Below are 20,208 nucleotides of genomic sequence, written 5' to 3' on the forward strand. Positions count from 1 at the left end.
AGTTCGCTGAGCTCGCCTCTTAAACCCACTGCCGCAGCGCGATATTGTAATCCAACCAAAACTTCGCAACACAACCGTTTGTTAGGCAGCTTCCCTGAAGATACGCATCGAGCCATTCAAGTTTCACTCAAAACCAGGCAATCGCATTTGTTCAAAGCGTAACCATGCGACTGATCGTTGGCATGCATGCCCTACTGCCCGCCTGCAATGTTGACTTGGCCCACAATCTTCGCACCGCTTTGGCATATCGGCGGCTAGTGTTTTTGCTACAGAAGACGGTGGCCAGACTTGGGAGCGGCGCAATTTCTTCGCACGAGTCAATATTCAAGGTGTATCATTGCACTTGGCCAGCGACCTGTCGTTCGTAATCCACGGCATCGAACCAGCCTAGTGAATTGGTGATACGACAGTTTTCGTCCAGTTCCCATTCTTCCCAGCCGCTGGCCTTGACGAGGTTACCTGTATCCGAATGATGCCCTTCAAGCGTCCAACCAAAGATGGCGTGATCTCCGGCAAAACGAACAAAGTCCCTTGTAAGCTTCAAATCGGGAAAAGAAGACATGAAACCACCCGCCATGGCAATTATCGCGTCGCGCCCAAATTGGTTTTCCCCTCGGTTGATCGTGATACCCTTGTCAGGAGCATAGTGATCGGCGACCGCCTCGGGATTTCCCGAGTTCCATGCCGTAGTATAAGCCTCGGTCATTCTTTCGAACTCATTTTTATTCAGTCGCATGCCAGCCTTCCCGTCTCCAAACCCCAAGCCAACTTAGTTGGCGCCCCACTCTTATGTCCACAAGCCAAATATGGCGTTATTCTGTAGCGATTTGAGCAAATTCGCAGTCTGAGGAATACTCGTTGCCCAAACTGACTTAATCGGGAACACTACGATTCTCAAACCCTCTTAGAAGACCAATTACCCTATGTCCGATCTCATTGAATGGCTGACACGAAGGAAGCTCCTTAATCTGGAAGCGGTTCTGGTCGAGAATGAGATCGATCTTGATGTCCTTTATGACCTAACGGATGAGGACATGCGTGAGATCGGCCTTTCACTGGGTTCGCGCAAGCGGTTGCGAGCGGCTATTGAAGCAGTTGAACCTAATCAATCCCAGTCTGACGCGACAAGTACAACGGATATCAAGCGCGAAGCCGAGCGTCGCCATTTGACGACGCTGTTCGTAGATCTTGCCGGATCAACAGCAATGTCAGCGCGGTTGGATCCCGAAGACATGAGCGAAGTGATCAAGCGCTATCAAAATACCGTTGCCGGTATCATCACCCGCTATGAAGGGAATGTCGCTAAATATATGGGTGACGGTGTACTGTGCTATTTTGGTTGGCCGGTGGCGCATGAAGACGACGCCAAACGCGCTGCGCGCTCTGCGCTGGAAATTATCGGGGCGATCGCCGAATTGCGTTCGCCTGATGAACAGGCACTATCTGTTCGGGCCGGAGTAGCGACCGGCATGGTCGTCGTCGGCGACCTCATAGGGGAAGGAGCATCAAGGGAAGAAACCGTTGTTGGCGACACGCCAAACCTTGCAGCGCGTCTTCAGACATTGGCTGAGCCGGGGCAGGTTCTGGTTCCAGAATCGACGAAGCAATTGATCCAAGACTCGTTCGAGTTAGAAGAGTTAGGCTGTTTCGACATTAAGGGATTGGACTCGCCAGTACCGGCGTGGAGGATCGGAACCGAGCGCAGCTTGGAAAGCCGGTTCGAGACCGAAGATATCAGTCCTGTTCTGCCGATGATCGGGCGCAACCATGAACTGGGACTGATCATGGAGCGCTGGCATCGCGCAATTTCCGGGGAAGGCCAAGTCGCTGTTCTGATCGGTGAGGCAGGCATCGGCAAGTCCAGACTGACGCGTGCCGTCATTGATGCGGTCTCGACGCAGGATCACTTCCGGATGAACTATCACTGCTCGCCCTACCACACGGATTCAAGTTTCTTTCCTGTTATCCGGCAGCTTTCACATGCCATGGGCCATCTGGAAACTGACACTGCCAGCAAAAAAATTGCAAAGCTTCGCAAGCAACTCCGGGCCGCTGACCCAAAGATTATTGCTGAACTCCTGCAGATTGAAACTGGTCCATCTGCCGAAAATCCCGATCTGACACCACAACAACTCAGAGTTCGGATCATGGAAGAAACCTCGGCAGAATTGCAGGCGCTTTCACGGGAAAAGCCAGTTCTCCTTGTCGTAGAGGACGCACATTGGTGCGATGCCTCGACGCTCGCGATGCTCGAGGCGTGTCTGGATCGAATTGCTACCGAGCGGGTAATGATCTTGATTACCGGTAGACCGACTTTCCAGCACGCGTTCGGAGGTCATCCAATCGTATCCAAGCTTACCCTAAACCGATTGGGGTCCGAGCAGATCGAGGCTGTTCTCGCAAAGATATCAGGTGGGAAAACCCTTCCCGACGAACTGACTAAAGAAATCATCCACCGAACCGACGGCGTTCCCCTGTTTGTCGAGGAACTGACAAAAACCATTTTGGAATCCGGCGACCTGATTGAAGCCGAAAACAGCTTCCAACTTGCCGGTCCTATTGATCGGGTGACTATCCCAGCGACCCTGCATGATTCCCTAATGGCCCGGATCGACCGGCTTCAACCCGTGAAGGAAATCGCCCAGATGGCCGCCTGCATCGGGCGAAGTTTCGACCGTGCGTCGTTGACAAAAATCGCCCGGGTCGATGATTTGGCGCTTGACGATGCGCTGGGGCAGCTTGAACGCAGCGAGCTCGTGTTTCGACGGGGGATACCTCCGGATGCGACATATGTCTTCAAGCATGCGCTGGTTCGGGATGTAGCCTATGAAAGCTTGCTGAGACGTCGACGTTTAGAAATCCACCACAGGCTCACGGATCTGTTTGAGGCCGACCCGAACGCGCCCTCGGAGTTGATCGCACATCATGCGACTGAGGCTGGGTTGGCGGAAAAGGCTATTACGCTATGGGGCGACGCTGCCAGAAAAGCTCAGGCCCGGCCGGCTTATGTCGAAGCAGGAAATCATCTGCACAATGCCTTGACGCTGGTTGCAGGCTTGCTGGACAAACCGGAATGGCGCGAACGGGAACTGGCGCTTCTGGTGCAGCTTGCTCAGGTACATATCGCCAAGGATGGCTACGCCTCAGCCGAAGCCAGCAACGCATTCTCACAGGCGCTGGAAAGGATAGAGGCAACCACGGACCCAGAACTCAAGGTTGCAATCTACTATGGGACGTGGATCGCGCCTTATATCGGCAACGATCTGCATAAAGCGTTCGGTCTGGTTTCGAGACTTGTAGAAGACATGGCGAACGAGCGCGCTCCGATCCCGAAGCTGATCTCGCGCCGGATGCGGGCTGCGACCCTGATCGCCAAGGGCCGCTCTGCTGAAGCACTTCAAGATCTCGAAGTCGCTTATGAACTCTATCGGTCGGCCGAGATCATAGATTTTTCGACGAAATTCGCCCAGGATCCAGGAGTGCAGATCTGGTGCTATATGCTCCTTGCGCAGTGGATGTGCGGCGACGAAGACACGGCGCAACAGACCTGCGTCAAGGCCCTTGCTCGAGCCCGCGAGCTCAAACACGCCAACACAATCTGTTACGCTGGTCTGCACGCTGTCACCTTATCGATCTGGATTGGCGACTTGGAAAGTGCAACCGAGATCAATGAGGAAATGCGACAGGTCTCAAACGAGCACGACATGGCGTTGTGGAAGAATTTTGTTGCCATTCATGACGCTGTCCTGGCTTGCATGACGGATGCGCCTGGCGCCGTCCATCAATTGGACAAGGCCTTGGAAGAGTATCGTGCAAAAGGATGCTGGCTTTGGGTAACGCTCTATTTGGCTGAACACGCGAAAGCCCTACTCAGGGCCGGTGATCCCAGCGCGGCCCTACAAACAGTGGTTCGCGCTTTGCGAGAACAGGATACCACAGGAGAACACTGGGCAGAGGCTGAGTTGCTGCGTATCAAAGGAGAAATCAGAGCAGCACAAGGAGATACCGATTCAGCGAGTGCCGCCTTTGACCAGGCTATCTCGGTTGCCCAGACTCAAAAGGCCCAAATATTGATCGAGCGCGCGTTTCGTTCAAAACAGATTCTCCTCGACGCAAACGGCTGAGCATTCGGGTTTCTCGCTCGCATCTTGGAGCATAACCCTTCTATGCAAACGTTTAAGGTCGTCATTTCCATTAGATGCAACTTCGATCATACTGAACCCTCTGCCACCAATAGATCAGCTGCAACATTTGCTACGATTGGTGAACAACGCGTTACAGGGTCGGCCCGCAAAGGAGACATCCAGCAGCCAACCGAAATGCTGCGGTAGCGCCCGCTTTGCTGCCATTCGCTGCACTAGCGAGAAAGGAGACCTGTCGAACTCACGAACTGCGGGACAGCGGCGACTTGCATTCGAAATCTAATGCCGTCTTCGCTTCCGGTTAGTTGGGTGTGTATTGGCGACGTAATTTTGCCATGCGATCACGGTCTGTTTCGGGTTATCGCCACTCACCGCGTACACGCCAGTGGCAACAATCGGTGTTGCGGAGCGTGTCTCGTTCTCTTCTGTGAGCCCTTCGGATTGTGGGCCCCGGAATTCAGAGAGATACGCCACCCCCGAAACTCTCAAACCCGTTTGTTGTTTCGGTCACATCCGCCTCGAAATGGAGGATTAAGGGCATTACCAAGGGCTCGATGTGCTCATTCCATACCGGTCCTTTGTAGAAACTATCTTTGATCCTGTCTCGCTCCTCGAGCGACGAGAATGCCCGCATCCAGTGGACTTTGTCAGGATTGTCCAGATCCCGCAGAGGGCCAAAGACCAGCATCCCGGCGTCGCGCAGTGCAACACGGTTCTCCTGCTCAAAGAACTCGATAAACTCCTCGCGACGTCCGGGTTTTAGTGTGTAGCGACGAACTTCGATAATCATGTGTGTAACCTGTTCGCTCAGAAAGTTCTCTTGGGGGAAGTCTGTTGAGATTGATCCTTACCGTACCACTTAACGTACTCATTTGTGACACTAGGAACTCAAAACTTCCTGGGTTTCCGCACCCACGTCAATCTTGATAACCCATGATATCTCCCTCCGCATTATGGATGTGGTTGATACCAAATCTCTGTAGAAGTCCGCCAAGTTCGAACAAAGTCTGTCCAGACCCACTAGCCATCGATTGACCGAAATAACGGATCTTGCCGCATATGAATTTCATACGTCGAATTTCGGAGCGATGCTGCATGCATTTTCTTGATGAATCCGGTCGAACATCCGACTGCCTCCAGCCGAGGTGACCGAGCCAAAGACGCCTCTTCCTTCGAGTGCTTATTTTAAACGAAATCAGTATATTATCCAGAATCTGTACAACTCCAAAAGCGTCAATCTTGAGTGTGAACTACAGTTCAGCTTGTACTAGGGTTGAATAGTGTTCAGCGCCTTGAACCAAGTTTATTGTGGCTTTTTCACCAAACACACCCTTTAGCGAGTGAGACATTTCAACCGGCGACCAAGTGTCATTAGTCCCGTGCCAAAGGACGACGTCGCACTGCACCGCTGACATAGTTTCGCTCCAATCCGCGACATAGGCGCTGATAAATGCAAGATAGGCCGCTGGCCTGTGTACGAAGCTCTCCGATAGCGCCTTTTTCATAACGCTGACGAAGGTCTCGTCTTCTAAAAGAACTCTTTCCGCAGGGCCGCACTTTGCGAACAATACTTTGACCATAGTTTCTGGAAAAAACCGGGTCAGCAAACTTTGAAGACGCGTCAGAAACCGGAGTATCCTTGGACGCTTCATGGCCAGCTCAAAAACAGGTTTTCCCGCCATCTTGGGTAGAAAATCACCTATGAAAAGTGGGGCAGCGGGCGATATCAATGTTAGTCGGCCAACCAGGTTTGGCCTGGACGCCGCAACTTTTATTGCCGCCATGGCGCCGATGGAAAAGCCAACCACATGCACACACTCGCCGTCGGTTTCCCCCAACGCTGCATCTATGGCATCACAAAGATCTGCGTCGATGGCCTTCGGATTAAAGTTCAGCAAATTCAGAGCAATGGCTTCAATACCAGGATTGGCCTTACTTAGTAGCTCCGCATCTGATGGGCTGCCAGGCATACCGTGGCAAAACACTACTTTCTTCATGATCGTATTCCCGAGTGGTTTAAATGTGGCGCCACAGATCAACTGCCAACCGTCAGATCATCTAAAGTTCCACCGTTGCGCAGGAAGTCGCTCCAAACCCAGGTCATGCGGTCCACAAACCACATCTTGCCGCCCGAGATCACTACTATGCCGAGGCACGTGAAACCTAAGTCGAATGCCCACAGACCATATGCAAATGGCAATAGACCAACGCCGCTGGCAATGGCGACCGTTTTTGCGACGCGCTTATGATGTTCCGCAACTTTGTCGCGGTGCCGCAGCCAGACACGCTCGCCAAGAACACCCTGTGCGGACCAACTGTCGAAAGACTCCGGCCGCGAAAAAGCGCGTGGGTTGATCCATATCCAGACAAGAACGATGCCGACCGCAAGCCACGCCCAATAATCAATCCATGCTCTGCTCCAGATTGCAAACGCCAGAAGAGGCAGGGGTGTCAACACACGGGTCCAAACGGACCAAGGGTTTGCATGTCGCAGCCAAACCTCGTCCTTCATGCCCATAAGGCGTTCTGAAAATCGAGCTATGTCCATCTTTGCAACTCCTGGATCCACCTCTCCGAAAATAGGAGGGGTAGGATTGATTGAAGTGTATGACGACGCTGGGCCGCTCGTCAGTTGGTAGGCGTCTGGTTTCTTATTTGAACCAGGGCTTCAGCCCAGGCATTGGGTTGGTCGTACATCACCATATGGGCAGCGCCGTCGATACGGGTAAAACTCTTCGCTGGAGCCTTCAGGTGTTCGTAATATTCCTGTGCCAGATCGGCTGGCGTGTTCTGGTCTTCTGCTCCGGTTATAAAGTGGACCGGTAGATCCAGGACCGGGTGCGAGGTGAAGAGGTCGTATGCACCAACGATCTCGGGCTGTTCAATTGCTGTGCTCGATAGCTCAAGACCGCGGAGATAGTTCTTAACCTGTGCGTCAGTGTAGTAGGGGCTCCGCCCTTCTAGCACATAGGAGAGATAGCGATCCCATAGCCCTTCGGTGTGAAAGTCTCCAGCTCCATATTCTGCCAAAACTTCGCGCTGAACGGTGAGATCTGCTTCATCAAGTGCATCGAAAGGTTCAATCGCCTTGAGTTTCTGCTGAGTTTCAACATCGCCGCGAACTTCGACCTGAACCATTGCCCACTCAAAACCCATGTTCATACTGCGTACCCACGCGACACGCTCTGACGTTGGGATGAACGCGTGATAGGGGGAACTATCCTCTGCGATAGTCATGAACCCTAGCGCGCTGCCCCAGGACTGGCCGGTCAGGAATATTTTTTCTTGCCCAAAGCGGTCGCGTAGGAGGTTGGTGAGTTGAAGCGTATCCACCACCAAATTGGATGGCGTGATGTCTTCTACCGTGAGATCTTCGTTGAATGAACTTCCGGCTCCGCGTTGATCCCAGTGGACAACGACTAAGCTTTCTTCCAGCAAGGGCGTGTGGAACAGATCGACCCAGGGCATCACGGCACCACCCGGACCCCCGTGCAAAAATAGCAGGACCGGTTGGGACAAATCACAAGTGCGAATAAGTATCGTTTGCTCAATCCCGCCAAGAACAAATATTTCCTGGGAAACGAAGCTTCCGAAACACTCTATAGCTGCAACATCTTCGCCGCTGCGCGTCACGGCAATTTCTTGACGATCCTGGGCAAATGACGACCCAGCAAAATTGGCGGCACAGAATGTCAACAGTAAGAGACGGCGTTGAAGTTTGAATGAGTACATTGTTCGCTGTCCATTGGATTAATGCATTGTGGTGGCGTCTCGAATTCGGTTGCGACCTGAACTCAATATCTCAGATAGAGATTGGGCTCGCGCTTGCCATATTCTGGGAGACCAATATCGCGACGCATGTGATTAGATAGGAAGGCCAGCTCGCCATGTTTGGGTAAACGCGGGAAAACAGGACCGCCCATAAACGCTGGGCGTTTCGAGGCCATAAGAGTAAGATAACCGAGCCAAGCTTTTACTTTAAGTGGTGTTAAGTTTAGCCGTTCGGTCTTTAGAGTTGGCACGTTAGTCACCTGGCGCCTCTCCGGAATTTGAAGGTGGTAGAAAAATGGGGAACCGTTTGAAGTCCCCCGCCATTTTCGAAATCTCGAATGGCTACAGCTAGAACTTGTAGGACACTCGAAGCGCAACAGAGTCAGCCGTGATATCATCACCCGACGTGTCATATGTGTCTCGTATGTATTCAAGACCAATCAGAACCCTGTCCGTCGCGCGATAAGTCACGCCAACACCAGCGGAATAGCCGTCTTCGCTCTTGGATCCGCCATCAATGTTTGCGTAACCAATCACGCCATAAAGGTATGTCCGGCCAATTACATGCCCACCTTTGAACTTCAGGCGTACAGTATCGACTTTCTCGGCTTTCCCTCCGGACTCGACCTCAGCGCCCGCGTCATAAGTAAGTTCACCGCCGATTACGTAGCCGTCAAAATCGTGAAGGTAACCGGCATGGAAACCCAGAGCTGCATTTCCGTTGTTGTTGTTGCCTTCCGAGACATCGATTGTGGATAACTGCAAGCCCGCATTGAAACCGGTCCAGCTTTCATTTGCCAAGGACAAAGTCGGCATCATGGCTGCCAGTGTGATCATCGTGATAGTTCTCATTTAAAAGGTCCGTTTTCTTGATTGTACGGAAAGACAATCTGGACGCTGGGCATGCATGATGCGCCAGCGGGAGTGATTTTCCGTTAGTGGGGGTATTGGAATTAGTGTTTTCGAGTTTCCGTCCAGCCGTGATCAAGAACTTGGATTAGAGGATGGGTTTAGGCTTGCTGGTCATTTGAAGCAGTTTCCCTGATTGGTCATATCGGGCAGTGACCAGCACCCGGCGCGCATGTGCCACCTCTAGCGGGCCACCAACTACTTCCCAAAGCCCAAAGGTAAAAAGATCCAGTGTTCCGTGGCCTGCCGCACGGACAAGGTTCGGTTTTGTCCTGGGCTCAACATCATACACGGCCACCCAGTCTCCATTGGCTTGTTGCCGCAATTCATCAGGTGAGCCCAACTGGCGTTCTACATTGAACCGGGTGGCCTCCTGGCTAACGACGCTCAGGTCAGGGCCATCTCTGCCAGTCGCTGCCATGTTGGCTGCGCATCCGCTCAGAGCGGCACCAAAGATGAGCGCGGCGAACACTGAACGCACAAACTGACTGGAGGTCGCAATGCGTTGCATTGCTAACCATCGAACTCGACCTGCTTCAAAAGAGACTGGGTTCTTCGGCCTTATTGATTTATGGGGTTTTTTCATGGCCTTTCCATATCCTGATTGAATTGTGCGTTGCATTGGGGGCTTCTGCTTCAAGCAGTTTGTGATCAGAATCCCGAGCAGTTCGCGAATACCCGCCAGGCGAGACATTCGAAGCAACTCGGATGGCGAAGTAATTCCACAGACAAGAGCATTCATGACATTCGATCCTGCATCGTGCGCGCAACTCAACCGGGTCCGCAAAGCACTACCGCTTGCGGAGTTTGGCTGCGTAAACGCATCGTTAAATTCGGGTTGGCAGGTGAATTACATTGCTCTGCCAGGTGAGTCGGGGTACAAACCGACCACGGGTCTGTATTTGCAGACCGCCGGTCGGTTTGCAAGAGGAAAGTGTATGAAATCTACGAAGCGAAAGAACATGCCGCCCGAAGAACGGCGTGCTCAGCTGCTGGGGTGCGCGCAGATGTTGTTCTTTTCCAAAGGCTTCGAGGATACGACCATACAAGATGTGCTTGATATGGCGAGCGTCTCAAAGGGCGGGTTTTATCATCACTTCAAATCTAAAGACGAGTTGTTGTTTGGCGTATTGGACGGAATGGCAGAGGGTGTATTTTCGCAGATGGCTGTTGTTGCCTCTGATGAGACCTCCTCTGCGCTCGACCTGTTGCACAGCTTTATCCACCTGCGAGCCAACTACTTACGTGAACATGACTACCCTGGTCAGGTTGAATTTTTCCGGGTCATGAATCAGGACAAAAACATGGTTCTGCTTGAACAGTTCAAGCGCAGGGTCAGAACCGGTGCTACGCCCGTCCTGACCGGGATCATTCAGAAAGGCTGTGATGAGGGCATATTTACTGTCGCAGATGTTGATACTGCCGCAGAACTCATTTTGTTCCTAAGCACCTTTATTGATCTCGCGCTGTTGCGCGCGATTGAGGCACGGGGATCTGACACAGCCGATCATGCCGCGGAGAAGTTGCAAGCGGCAATCGACATGCAGTTTCTCACACTCGACCGCATTCTGGGATTGCCGGATGGGACAACGGATTTCGGCTGGCCAGAAGCGGTGGAGGTTACCATGGCAACTGTGCCTGCAACTCTTCCATCGGCAAACTAATCTGGCCTAGTCAGCGATTACCTGGTGCAGCATTCGGTAAAAAGGGCTCGCCACTGACATTCTCCGCAACACGCGTCAGCGCCGTTTCCCTAAGCCGTCGGATATTGGCGTAAGTCGCAGCGTCAAGAACATTGGGCTGATTGTGTTGAAAAACCCCGATTATCGTGAAGAAGGGTGAAAAACTTGCCCGTAGTTGGCTTTTCCGGAAATTGTCGAGGGGGTCGGCCTAAGACCCGCGTTGGCGATGTCCGGAGCTCTCAGCAGCCCTACCAGGCACTGGGTTTCAATTTTTCCGGCACAACAGATTCTGGCGGAAAAATGCAGCTGTCAGGTTATCGAGTTTTTCAACACAATCTCCGCGACCTGTAATTTCACCTCTCCAAAATTGCTGCGCGATAAACGAATGGCCGGTTTTCCCGCCACGCTGCTACGCCAGAACTTGCGCATGTGCAGATAAATCCGTGCTGTGTACGCACGCAGCAAGAAAATCCAATTCACGGGATGGGCTCGATGCTGACCTCGGTGCCGTTGCAGCAAAGCCCCCTGCCCCGCAAAAAACTGACGTAAGGACGGCCCAAACCGGTCGCTCAACTATGGACTAGATTGCTGTAGTCGCAGCCCGCTTTCCGGACATTCGCTGCAAGCCTGCAGTGACAGGCGCCCCTCAGTTCAATCGTTGAGGCACCTGCGTCGCGTTGCTCCATTGCCGGGGCGACTGGCCGTACATCCGCTTAAATTCGCGGCTGAATTGAGAGGAGCTTTGATACCCCACATCCCATGCCGCCTCCGACACGGTCTTTCCTTCCGCAATCTTCATCGCAGCGTTGTTCAGCCGCATCGATTTGACAAACTGGATCGGAGACATTGTCGTGGCTTCCTTGAAGCGCCGATGGAAGACCGCGCGGCTCATACCAACGTGGTCGGCCATGTCGTCAATGGTGACCTGTTCGTTCAAGTGGGTTGAAAGGTAGTCGATTGTTCGCGCGATTTCGTTGCCGACGCCATAGGCCCGTCTTGCCGCCGCCCCAGCTTCGCCCATGAGAACCGCGTAATACAACTCGCGCAGTCGCCCATGTCCGAGCACCTCCAGGTCAACCGGATTGTCGAGCAACTCGAGAAGCCGCCACAGTGCCTGCGTGAAACCGACATCCCAGGACGCTAGTTCCAAAGCCGAAGGCGCATTCCCTTGCGGCTGTCTACGTCCTCCAGTGGCGGCCTCGATCTCCATCGTAAGCTCTCGCATCATGCGTCGATCTAATGTGATCATGACTCCCAGTAGCGGGTCCCTTTCAGAAGCTCGTGGTGCGCCTGCTTCGACCGGCAAAGTCATGGGGCAAAGCAGGTATTTGTCGCTTCCGTACACGTAATGCTGTCCGTCCAGTACGGCTTCCTTGGCGCCACTGAGAATGGCCACGACCGTGGGCTCATAGACGGCAGGAACACAAGGCACCGCCTCGGTCACCCGGAAAAGCTGGACGCCCCTTAGTGCGGTATCAACAAGGCCTGCATCTGGCAGACGGCGCTCGACAAGGTTTTTGATCTGGTCTTTGCTCATGCACTAAAGCTGGCAGGGAACTTTCTTCTTTGCAACGGGGTTGAGACGATTGGGCAAATAATCGAGAGGATATCGCCTGTATCTGTACCCAGTCAGATTCTATCTGTGCGTTCAAGCAATAACACCACAACCGCCGGCCAAGGCTGGAAGGAGATAGAATATGGCAGATACGACATTCGGACCTAAAGGTTGGACACCCGAGCGCCTCGGCGACCAGTCGGGCAGAACCTACATCATCACCGGTGCAAACGCTGGCGCAGGCTTTCAGGCCGCGCGCATCCTTCTCAAGAAAAACGCCAAGGTGGTCATGCTGAACCGCTCTACCGAGAAATCAGAGGCGGCAATCGCGGACCTGAAACAGGAATTCGGCGCGAAAGCAGATGTGAGCTTCATCCGCATGGACCTGTCCGTTTTGGATAACGTGCGCGAGGCTTCCGAAGAAGTTCTGAAGACGGTGCCTCGGATCGACGCGCTGATCAACAATGCGGCCATCGCTCAGGTGCCGACGCGCAAGCTGACCGTCGACGGGTTCGAAAGCCAGCTTGGCACCAACCACTACGGACATTTTCTGCTCAATGGTCTGCTCTTTGACCGCATCGCGGAATGCAAGGGCCGGATCGTGGTCGTTGCGAGCCTCGGCTACAACATGGGTCTCAAAACAATCAAGTTCGATGACATGAACTGGGGTGAGGGCTACGGCGCAAACGCCGCATATTCGCAGAGCAAGCTGGCGCAGATGATGTTCGCCTACGAACTGCAGGACCGTCTGGCCGCGGCGCGGCGCACCTATGTTGAGGTCTACGTTTGCCATCCCGGCTCATCGGCGACGTCTCTGATCACAACAAGCGGCAGCCGCACAATGCGTTTCATCTGGTGGCTGATGACCAAGACGCCGATGGTCCAGACCGCAGAACAAGGCTCATACCCTGAGGTCATGTGTGCCACCGAAGAGGCTCTGAGCGCGCAGCGCGCCCTTTATGGACCGACGGGCCGTCTGGAAGCGGTCGGCCCGGTCGGCAAAGGCACACTGAACGCGCATGCCCATGACAAGGCTGTTATGTCGCGTCTCTGGGAGGTGTCCGAAAAAGCAGTTGGGTTCGAGTGGAACCTCTGATCCCATTGCCACCGGAACCGGCAAAGCAAATGCAGATCGGTTCAGCCTAAAGGACGCGGAAATATGATCGCAGCGCGCAGTAAGGGTCGCTTTTTGAAAGACGGCCCTAGGCTCCAAAGAATGCTCAATTCCCCCTAACTCCAGTCAATTAGCCTCCGCCTCTTTGAACGTAAGTATTGCTGTAACGTTCGGCAACGTTATCTACGTCGCACGTCAAAGTCTCGCAGGCTTGTTTGAGGGCCAGATGCCTCAATCATACCTTGCATGATCAGATGCTGAAGCCTCCCAGATAAGAACACATCACCCAACAAGTTGTGTTCGTCGCATCGCCCCATGGCCGTACCGACAACGCGCGCAGCAGGTGTCCAGTTTGTTGCACAGCATGATAAAAGTAGACTGTCATAGAGATTGTCGGAAACATCGACGATCTTGCCTGCTTCCCATATACGCAGTGTAGCACCACTGTCTCGCAGGCGCAGAAAATCAGAAGAAAGCGTTGCTCTTGTGACCGGGTCTACCGCTTCGCGTTGATCAAAAAGGCTCGCCAGTAAAGCCGGAGTTTGCGGACCTATATACGGCAGTGACTTTAAGCCAGTCGTTCCAACTCGGGTCACCGAACCTTTGAAAAGGCGCAGGCCATGACATGCCATCTCCAAAAACGTCCGCTCTGATGCATTCTCACCCGCCCATATGCAAACTTCCGGCGTGAGATCCTGCGTCAAATGGGCCGAGATCCGGTCGAAATCGACTAGTGACGGAAAGGGATCGTCAGGCAACTGGCCATAGTTTTGGAAAAGCTCTCTGAAATATGCCGCCCGCGATTGTTTGTCGTTCAAAGGCCCGTGGCTCAGATCATCATCGAACACATCCACGTGCCCTGTCAGGCCGTAAGCTGCAACTGCCGCGCGTAGACAACCTCCGGCACTTCCTCCCAAAACCAGATGTAGATATGCGGGCTGTGACATTGGTTACCTTTGGCTTAAGAGCGCGATTTGGGTTGTCAGGGGACACGTCCCGGCTTGGGGGCACGCAGCTTGAAGTAAATCATTTTCCGCGCAGTTTCCCAGTCTGAATTTTTCCACTTGCACATGAAACTTGCACTGCCGCTGTTTTTCGTAAGCCTTTCAAGATGTAAATATAGGACTGCCAGAGCAAAACGAGGGGTTTTACAATGGGTTTCACGCAATCGGTCATGACCTGCCTGTCCAAATATGTCGTGTTTTCGGGCCGCGCGCAGAGATCAGAATATTGGTGGTTTGTTCTGTTCGTCGTCCTGGTCAGCGTTGGGTTGGCGGTACTCAGTTCGGTCCTTTTTGGCACTGATCCGGAAACAGAAGAGGGATCGAACTTGTTGAACTCCGTTTTCCAACTGGCGATGTTGCTTCCGATGCTCGCCGCGGGGTGGCGTCGATTACATGATACAGGTCGTCCTGGATGGTATCTTCTCCTTCCAATGGCCTTCAGTATCGCAACGATGTTCATGCTGCTGACCGGGGTTGCAGTTTTTTCAGCGCTCGAAACTGGCGTTGAAGACCCTGAGACTTTGAGAGAACCAGCAGCCTTTCTCGGTGCAACCGGTTTGATGGTCATGTACGCGATTCAACTTGTCCTTTCTCTCTTGATGATCTGGTGGCTTTCGCGACCCTCACAGGAAGGAACGAATGAATATGGCGCACCGTCATAGCATTACATGACCACTCACTGGCACCTCAATGCTGGAGAACCATTATTGCCTCCTCGTACGAGGAACTTTGGGAGTTAAAAATGAAAAATACTTTCTGGTCTGCGTGTCTGATGTGTTGTCTGTCGGCGGCCCCTGCACTGGCCGAATGGGGCTTCAGCGGCAGCCCGTTGCCAAATGCATCTATTCAGACAAACAACATGACGCTGGAGTTGCAGTGCGACAGGATCAGGTTCGCCCCGGCCGGGTATGAGGATTCGCAGGATATCGTACGAAAGAACGGCCTTTCTTTTCGTTTTCTGATAAACGGATCGCAAGAAGTTGCTGCTTTTCAGATGGGACGCGAAAACTCGTTCGTCCAGATCGTCGACAACTATCCTGTCGAGATCCAGTTCAGCGACGAGGCGGATTATGCGTTCGTCCTCGACCAGATTGCCGCAAACGCCACCCTGAACCTGTCGATGGTAGATCAAGACGTCAGCTACGGCATTTTTGATCTTAAGGGATCAGGTACAGCCATCCAGTCACTCCGGGCCGAATGTCGGGCATTGGACCAAACCTCCGCGCCTATGGAGGCACCAGAAGGCGTGGTCTATTGCGGCGGCGGTGGGGTCAAACGGCAAATCGAGTTCGTGATCCTCGATGATGCCAATGATGAGTGGGACGCGCGCGTCACCGTGAACGGCGAAACCCAGCGGGCAATGACCTCATACAGCTATTTCGGCAACTCCGAATTGGTCAAGGACTTCGTTGTTGCCCTACTGGCGGAGGATCGGGCCGAATTTCTGATCTTCCGGAACCAGAGGAAAAACTGGCTGGAGTTCGGCGATTATCGGTACGACCAATGCAACTGATGCCGAGATCGAGCGCCGAATCCAGCCTTGTTTCGATTGTCAGGATGCATTTCTGCGCGTTGCTTGCGACGGCTTTAACATTGCCGCAGCCTGCCAGTGCTTCAGAGATATCTGAGCTCCCGGCGCAGCTTCAAGAAAAGATCAATCAGGCGCAACAAGCCTGCTCTGACTTTGAGAACGGTGAATTTGCATTGGAATGGGGCGCTATTGTGCGCGTGGATCTGGACGGAGATCTGAAAACTGACTGGGTGTTGAACGAGGTGTTCTTTGCCTGCTCGTCGGCCGCGTCCCTGTATTGCGGAACTGGCGGATGCATGTCGCACTTCCTTGTGGGTGATGTCATTAGCTCTATCCTCAACCAAGGTTGGGATGTCGTAGATCTTGGTCCCAACCGTGTTCTTCTCACCGATGTTCACGGGTCGCAATGCGGCGGGATCAATCCAACCCCATGTGTCACTGCAAGCGCCTGGGACGCAGAAGATGGCATTTGGCGTAGCACAGCCGCGGAATGGGAGAAGTAGAATGGCAACAACTATTCACTTGAAGCAGCTATTGGCATCCTTCTTTATCTTGCCAGCGACGCTTTTACTCACTGGATGTATTGAGGCGCCGGTTGAGGTTGCGGTCAGCGAACCGGACCCCGATCTCGTCTTTGTTCGCGGCTACCGCAGCCCGTCGGATGAATGCCAACTTGTCGGCGAAAGCGCATTCACCGTAGACTTTCTTGATGATGCCGCCGATCTTGTAGCGTGTCCGACGGGCAGCTCAGCAATGCAAACGCTTATGGCTGAGACGGGATCACGCATAGTCACCCAGACGAACAGCTTCTCGTTCTTCAGCTTGCCCTACCGCTGAACCTGTAAATTCAGGACGGACTCCCAATTCTGGAAAGTGGGCCTGTCACACGTCAGGTAGAGTGAAGACCTGTCTTTGCCACGATGCTGGCGTCAGCCAAGTGATCCAGCCTACGGCATCCGCAGAGCGGACCTTGGTGCAAACCGCAGCGAATGGCCGCAATCCGCCGATACTTACAAAATCACCTCGGTTTTCGCATAACTTGAAAGTCAGAAAAAAGTGCTATATTTTCTGACAAGGAGAAAGTTATGATTACTTCATCGATCAGACAACGCATCATCGGAAAAGGCCGGGGGGCAATCTTTGCGCCACTGGACTTTCTGGATATCGGTTCCCGCGCAAGCGTGGATCAGGCATTGTCGCGTTTGGCGGATCAAGGGGTGATCCGGCGGTTGACGCGTGGGCTTTACGACTATCCGAGAAAGAGCGCCCATTTAGGGTTGTTGTCTCCGTCTGCCGATGACATTGCCAAAGCGATTGCACGTAAGGATAATCAGGTTCTACAGCCCTCCCCTGCCATGGCAGCTAACCAGTTGGGGCTGTCAACCCAGGTGCCATCCAAGCCTATTTATATGACCGACGGCCCGACCCGCACCAAGACAGTTGGTCGACAAGTCATCCAGTTCCGGAACGCATCATCCAAAACGCTAGTTGGTGCGGGTCAGAAAACCGGCACCGTATTTCAAGCGTTGCGCTATGTCGGCAAAAACCGGGTGGATAGCCGGGTTGTCGACACGCTGGCGCGCAATCTGGATAGCAAGGACCGGGCATTGCTCGTAAAACAAAGCAGGTATGTGCCGGCCTGGATGCACCCTGTAGTGCGGCAAATTGTGGCGCGGAACTGATCGTGGACCAGTTTGCCAACGATACTCCAAAGAACCGAGAAGAAGCGTTTCAGGAAACGGCCGCCCAGCTTGGCCTGTCCAAAGCAATCGTCGAGAAGGATTTCTGGGTCTGCTGGTCACTGAAACATCTATTCGCCCTGCCCTCTTATGGCGCTCACTTGATCTTCAAAGGCGGGACATCGTTATCCAAGGTCTATGACATCATCCATCGGTTCTCGGAAGACGTGGATCTGTCCCTCGACCGGGCGCAACTTGGGTTCGAGGGCGAACGTGACCCCGAGCACCCTGCCCTTTCCGGCAAAAAACAAAAGCAATTGTTGCAGGAGCTTCAGGATACGGCCACCAAAGTAGTTGCTGGTCCGCTTCTGAAAGAAACCAAAATCAAGTTTGGCGCCGCGCTGGACCAGGACTTTTCCCTGTCGGTCGATCCTGATGATCAACAAACCCTGCTCTTCGCCTACCCATCCAAGACAAATGCGACCAGTGGCTACATCCAACCGGCGGTGCGGTTCGAATTTGGCGCCCGTGGAGTTCACCTTCCAGCAGAGTCTCGCAGGATTTCGCCTTATGTGCATCAGGCCTTTCCAAACCTGCTGAGCTCGAGCGACGTTGATGTGAAGGTCTTGGGCGTTGAGCGCACATTTTGGGAGAAAGCAACGATCCTGCATATGCTCTATCATCAGGACGTTACCAAACCTCTGGCTGACCGCATGTCGCGCCATTATTATGATATGGCCCAGTTGATCACACACGAGACCCATCCTCGCGCTATCGAACAGATCGACTTGCTAGATCAGGTTGCACACCATAAGTCCGTCTTCTTCAAAGCGGCCTGGGCTAACTACGAGCATGCCAAGCCCGGATCTTTAAGATTGCTACCGAATCCTGAGCTGAAAGCTGCGCTGCGCCGGGACTATGCCGGGATGCAAGAGATGATAATCGGGGACCCCCCCTTGTTCGATGACATTTTGAACACCATTGGAGAGTTAGAGACGGACCTCAATGGCTGAAATCAGCCCACTGTTTGTTCTCAAGGCGCAGCGTTCGAACGTTAGAATATATTTGGCTATTCAAGTAAGCAGACCTTTTGAATTCGCCCAAACTCAAGCTGGATCGCTCCGAGCAACGGTTTCAAATGGTGTGACTGAATGTACTGCGCAATGAACTTGCTAGGTTCTGTCGCAAAGATTTTGCGAGCAGAATATTTTCCCGATAGGCGACATGTGAGTACGCGAATGAGGATCAACACAGGGAAAAATTGGCCTCTAGTCGCTCAGTTTTGGCCATCAGTTCGGCTTCAAGCTGAATATAAACAGAACAATTTCCTAATTTTTAACAGCCCCGAGAAAGTTTGCGACACAAGCACAAACACTCATACTACTCAAAAGGAAAGCAACCTCAATGCGCAGAATTTACGCAGAATGCGCACCATGTAGTACTTGATGGACTTCGATTTCTGCTTTTAACAAGCGGTACCCTTGGATACATGCACTTAGAAACCCTCTCATGTGAATACGTCTGGTTCGAGCTCCTCCCAGAAATCAAAGATCTTGGTGGCATTCAGCCCTGACCGCCATCCATGAGCTCTGAAATGTTCTCGGTCGAGGTCATTATCAAGGCCCGACAGAAAAAGCCGCTTATCCGCATCGCGCTGCGTTGGGTTTCGCCGCGAAACCAGATCCTCAACAATTGCCAATCGCCGCGCACGTTCGGTTCGCTCTGCAGTCCTTGCTTCGTATTCCTTGTCCTGCTGCTCTTGTTCGGCAATCCTGCGTTTTGCAGCTTCACCCGCTGATGGGTCTGGCACCATCGAAGTTTTCGTTTCTGGCACTTGATAGTTGTCCCGCAAGGCAGCAGACAGAAAACCAAGAGTAGACTTTACACCATCCCTGCCCTTGGCATATTCGAGCTTTTCCCGAACATAGTCTTCGCCATGTTCAGAAATCCATTGTCGCGCCAACCTGTCAGACACACCTTGCTGGCGCAGCGTCTTGTAGATTGTCAGATTGCGAACGCCATCTTCATCGTCAATCTCAAACATCGCTTTCTGCGGGTTGCCCTTTATCAGGAACCGAATATCTGTAACTGTACGTCCCTTTTTTTGGAACTCCGGCTCAATGAGAATATCAGAGCTTTTGTTAACTTCGGCGACGGCGGGCTTGATGATCTTGGCATTTAGGTGCTTGAAGCTGCCATAGTACTCGCTCCCGTCGACTCCCATTAGCTTTCTAAAGACGTCCAGCGCCCACCAACCCGTCGACCCTGTCCGGACAAATCGATAGCAGTTTTCATAAAGCGCCAAGCCGTGCCCTGAACTAAAATTTCTTTGAATCTGGACATTTATTAACGCGTAAATCTTTGGATCATAGAGTTTTTGCGCCAACGCCGGAGAATATGCGTATTCACAGATACCATTCTTCAGTTTGGCAAAACTCAACAAAGATGAGACACCCCATTCTTGGCGCCCCTGTTCGTCCAGCATATCCCATTCGGCAACCGTTTCAGCCAGAGCCCGCAAGCTTGCACGCAGAGTGTCAAAGTCGTTTGAATTATACCCAACCATCATCGCCAATGTTCTGGCATCAATTGTATGGGTCGGTGCAGACGTTAAAGCATCATAGGCATTCAACAATAATACGTTCGACAGCTTGCGTTGCAATAACGACAGCTTGCCACTGATGTGAATCGCGGCGACGTTCTTTTTTACTGTCTCACGGCGTAACGCGCCTGAGAGATTGTCCATGTCAACTTGTGTATCCGGCATGATTCTGCCTGGCTGCTCGTTTCCCTATTGTTTGCACAATAGGTACCTGAGTTG

Annotated in this window: 20 protein-coding genes; 10 read left to right on the plus strand and 10 right to left on the minus strand. The window is 52.9% G+C overall.

What is annotated here, in order from left to right; genetic code table 11:
• Nucleotides 1-334: 334 nt before the first annotated feature.
• Entirely contained in the window at nt 335-736 is a 402-nt protein-coding gene (locus AC2FI9_RS21055; RefSeq protein WP_496770497.1) for a nuclear transport factor 2 family protein, read from the minus strand.
• 187 nt (nt 737-923) lie between these two features.
• On the opposite strand from AC2FI9_RS21055, the gene AC2FI9_RS21060 reads away from it, so the two are divergent.
• A complete protein-coding gene (locus tag AC2FI9_RS21060) occupies nt 924-4,124 on the plus strand; it encodes an ATP-binding protein (protein ID WP_282154242.1) in 3,201 nt (1,066 codons plus the stop codon).
• 475 nt (nt 4,125-4,599) lie between these two features.
• Here AC2FI9_RS21060 and AC2FI9_RS21065 read toward each other — a convergent pair whose 3' ends face one another.
• The 6 genes from AC2FI9_RS21065 to AC2FI9_RS21090 form a co-directional block, all read right to left on the minus strand.
• Nucleotides 4,600-4,932 carry an NIPSNAP family protein gene (locus AC2FI9_RS21065; RefSeq protein ID WP_496770499.1) on the minus strand — a complete coding sequence of 111 codons (333 nt, stop codon included), beginning with the start codon at nt 4,930-4,932 and terminating at the stop codon, nt 4,600-4,602.
• Nucleotides 4,933-5,392: 460 nt separating this feature from the next.
• The gene (locus tag AC2FI9_RS21070) at nt 5,393-6,139 is read right to left on the minus strand and encodes an alpha/beta fold hydrolase (RefSeq protein WP_496770501.1); all 747 of its coding nucleotides are present in this window, start codon (nt 6,137-6,139) and stop codon (nt 5,393-5,395) included.
• Nucleotides 6,140-6,177: 38 nt separating this feature from the next.
• Complete coding sequence (locus AC2FI9_RS21075) at nt 6,178-6,690, minus strand: DUF6653 family protein (RefSeq protein WP_496770503.1); 513 nt, start codon at nt 6,688-6,690, stop codon at nt 6,178-6,180.
• Nucleotides 6,691-6,770: 80 nt separating this feature from the next.
• A complete protein-coding gene (locus AC2FI9_RS21080; RefSeq protein WP_496770505.1) occupies nt 6,771-7,874 on the minus strand; it encodes an alpha/beta fold hydrolase in 1,104 nt (367 codons plus the stop codon).
• A 387-nt stretch (nt 7,875-8,261) separates the two neighbouring features.
• On the minus strand, nt 8,262-8,765 hold the full coding sequence (locus tag AC2FI9_RS21085) for an outer membrane protein (RefSeq protein WP_496770507.1): 504 nt from the start codon (nt 8,763-8,765) through the stop codon (nt 8,262-8,264).
• 145 nt (nt 8,766-8,910) lie between these two features.
• Nucleotides 8,911-9,444: a hypothetical protein gene (locus AC2FI9_RS21090; protein ID WP_496770509.1), complete on the minus strand. Its 534-nt coding sequence runs from the start codon at nt 9,442-9,444 to the stop codon at nt 8,911-8,913.
• 25 nt (nt 9,445-9,469) lie between these two features.
• Here AC2FI9_RS21090 and AC2FI9_RS21095 point away from each other — a divergent pair, with 25 nt between their 5' ends.
• Nucleotides 9,470-10,486 carry a TetR/AcrR family transcriptional regulator gene (locus tag AC2FI9_RS21095; protein ID WP_496770511.1) on the plus strand — a complete coding sequence of 339 codons (1,017 nt, stop codon included), beginning with the start codon at nt 9,470-9,472 and terminating at the stop codon, nt 10,484-10,486.
• Between the two features lie 664 nt (nt 10,487-11,150).
• On the opposite strand, the gene AC2FI9_RS21100 is transcribed toward AC2FI9_RS21095, so the two are convergent.
• Nucleotides 11,151-12,041, minus strand: a complete 891-nt coding sequence (locus AC2FI9_RS21100) for an AraC family transcriptional regulator (protein WP_496723427.1) — start codon at nt 12,039-12,041, stop codon at nt 11,151-11,153.
• Nucleotides 12,042-12,201: 160 nt separating this feature from the next.
• Between AC2FI9_RS21100 and AC2FI9_RS21105 the strand changes: the two genes are divergently transcribed.
• Nucleotides 12,202-13,155 carry an SDR family oxidoreductase gene (locus tag AC2FI9_RS21105; protein ID WP_282169977.1) on the plus strand — a complete coding sequence of 318 codons (954 nt, stop codon included), beginning with the start codon at nt 12,202-12,204 and terminating at the stop codon, nt 13,153-13,155.
• A gap of 197 nt (nt 13,156-13,352) precedes the next feature.
• On the opposite strand, the gene AC2FI9_RS21110 is transcribed toward AC2FI9_RS21105, so the two are convergent.
• Nucleotides 13,353-14,120: a DUF3658 domain-containing protein gene (locus AC2FI9_RS21110; RefSeq protein WP_496770514.1), complete on the minus strand. Its 768-nt coding sequence runs from the start codon at nt 14,118-14,120 to the stop codon at nt 13,353-13,355.
• A 227-nt stretch (nt 14,121-14,347) separates the two neighbouring features.
• Between AC2FI9_RS21110 and AC2FI9_RS21115 the strand changes: the two genes are divergently transcribed.
• The 7 genes from AC2FI9_RS21115 (at nt 14,348) to AC2FI9_RS21145 (ending at nt 18,554) form a co-directional block, all read left to right on the plus strand.
• The gene (locus AC2FI9_RS21115) at nt 14,348-14,839 is read left to right on the plus strand and encodes a DUF805 domain-containing protein (RefSeq protein WP_496723428.1); all 492 of its coding nucleotides are present in this window, start codon (nt 14,348-14,350) and stop codon (nt 14,837-14,839) included.
• 80 nt (nt 14,840-14,919) lie between these two features.
• The gene (locus AC2FI9_RS21120; RefSeq protein ID WP_496770516.1) at nt 14,920-15,690 is read left to right on the plus strand and encodes a hypothetical protein; all 771 of its coding nucleotides are present in this window, start codon (nt 14,920-14,922) and stop codon (nt 15,688-15,690) included.
• The gene (locus AC2FI9_RS21125; protein ID WP_496704870.1) at nt 15,690-16,211 is read left to right on the plus strand and encodes a hypothetical protein; all 522 of its coding nucleotides are present in this window, start codon (nt 15,690-15,692) and stop codon (nt 16,209-16,211) included. Before AC2FI9_RS21120 ends, AC2FI9_RS21125 begins: the two co-directional genes overlap by 1 nt.
• A gap of 1 nt (nt 16,212) precedes the next feature.
• Nucleotides 16,213-16,545 (plus strand): hypothetical protein, encoded by a 333-nt coding sequence (locus AC2FI9_RS21130; protein WP_282169982.1) that lies wholly within the window; start codon nt 16,213-16,215, stop codon nt 16,543-16,545.
• 248 nt (nt 16,546-16,793) lie between these two features.
• Nucleotides 16,794-17,390 carry a DUF6088 family protein gene (locus AC2FI9_RS21135; protein WP_496704123.1) on the plus strand — a complete coding sequence of 199 codons (597 nt, stop codon included), beginning with the start codon at nt 16,794-16,796 and terminating at the stop codon, nt 17,388-17,390.
• Nucleotides 17,391-17,392: 2 nt separating this feature from the next.
• The gene (locus tag AC2FI9_RS21140) at nt 17,393-18,400 is read left to right on the plus strand and encodes a nucleotidyl transferase AbiEii/AbiGii toxin family protein (RefSeq protein WP_496770518.1); all 1,008 of its coding nucleotides are present in this window, start codon (nt 17,393-17,395) and stop codon (nt 18,398-18,400) included.
• Nucleotides 18,393-18,554, plus strand: a complete 162-nt coding sequence (locus tag AC2FI9_RS21145; RefSeq protein ID WP_496770520.1) for a hypothetical protein — start codon at nt 18,393-18,395, stop codon at nt 18,552-18,554. The genes AC2FI9_RS21140 and AC2FI9_RS21145 overlap by 8 nt, the downstream gene beginning before the upstream one ends.
• Nucleotides 18,555-18,894: 340 nt before the next feature.
• On the opposite strand, the gene AC2FI9_RS21150 is transcribed toward AC2FI9_RS21145, so the two are convergent.
• Nucleotides 18,895-20,154 (minus strand): replication initiation protein, encoded by a 1,260-nt coding sequence (locus tag AC2FI9_RS21150; protein WP_496770522.1) that lies wholly within the window; start codon nt 20,152-20,154, stop codon nt 18,895-18,897.
• Between the last annotated feature and the right edge of the window lie 54 nt (nt 20,155-20,208).

This window comes from Ruegeria sp. CDSA246, from assembly GCF_059611225.1.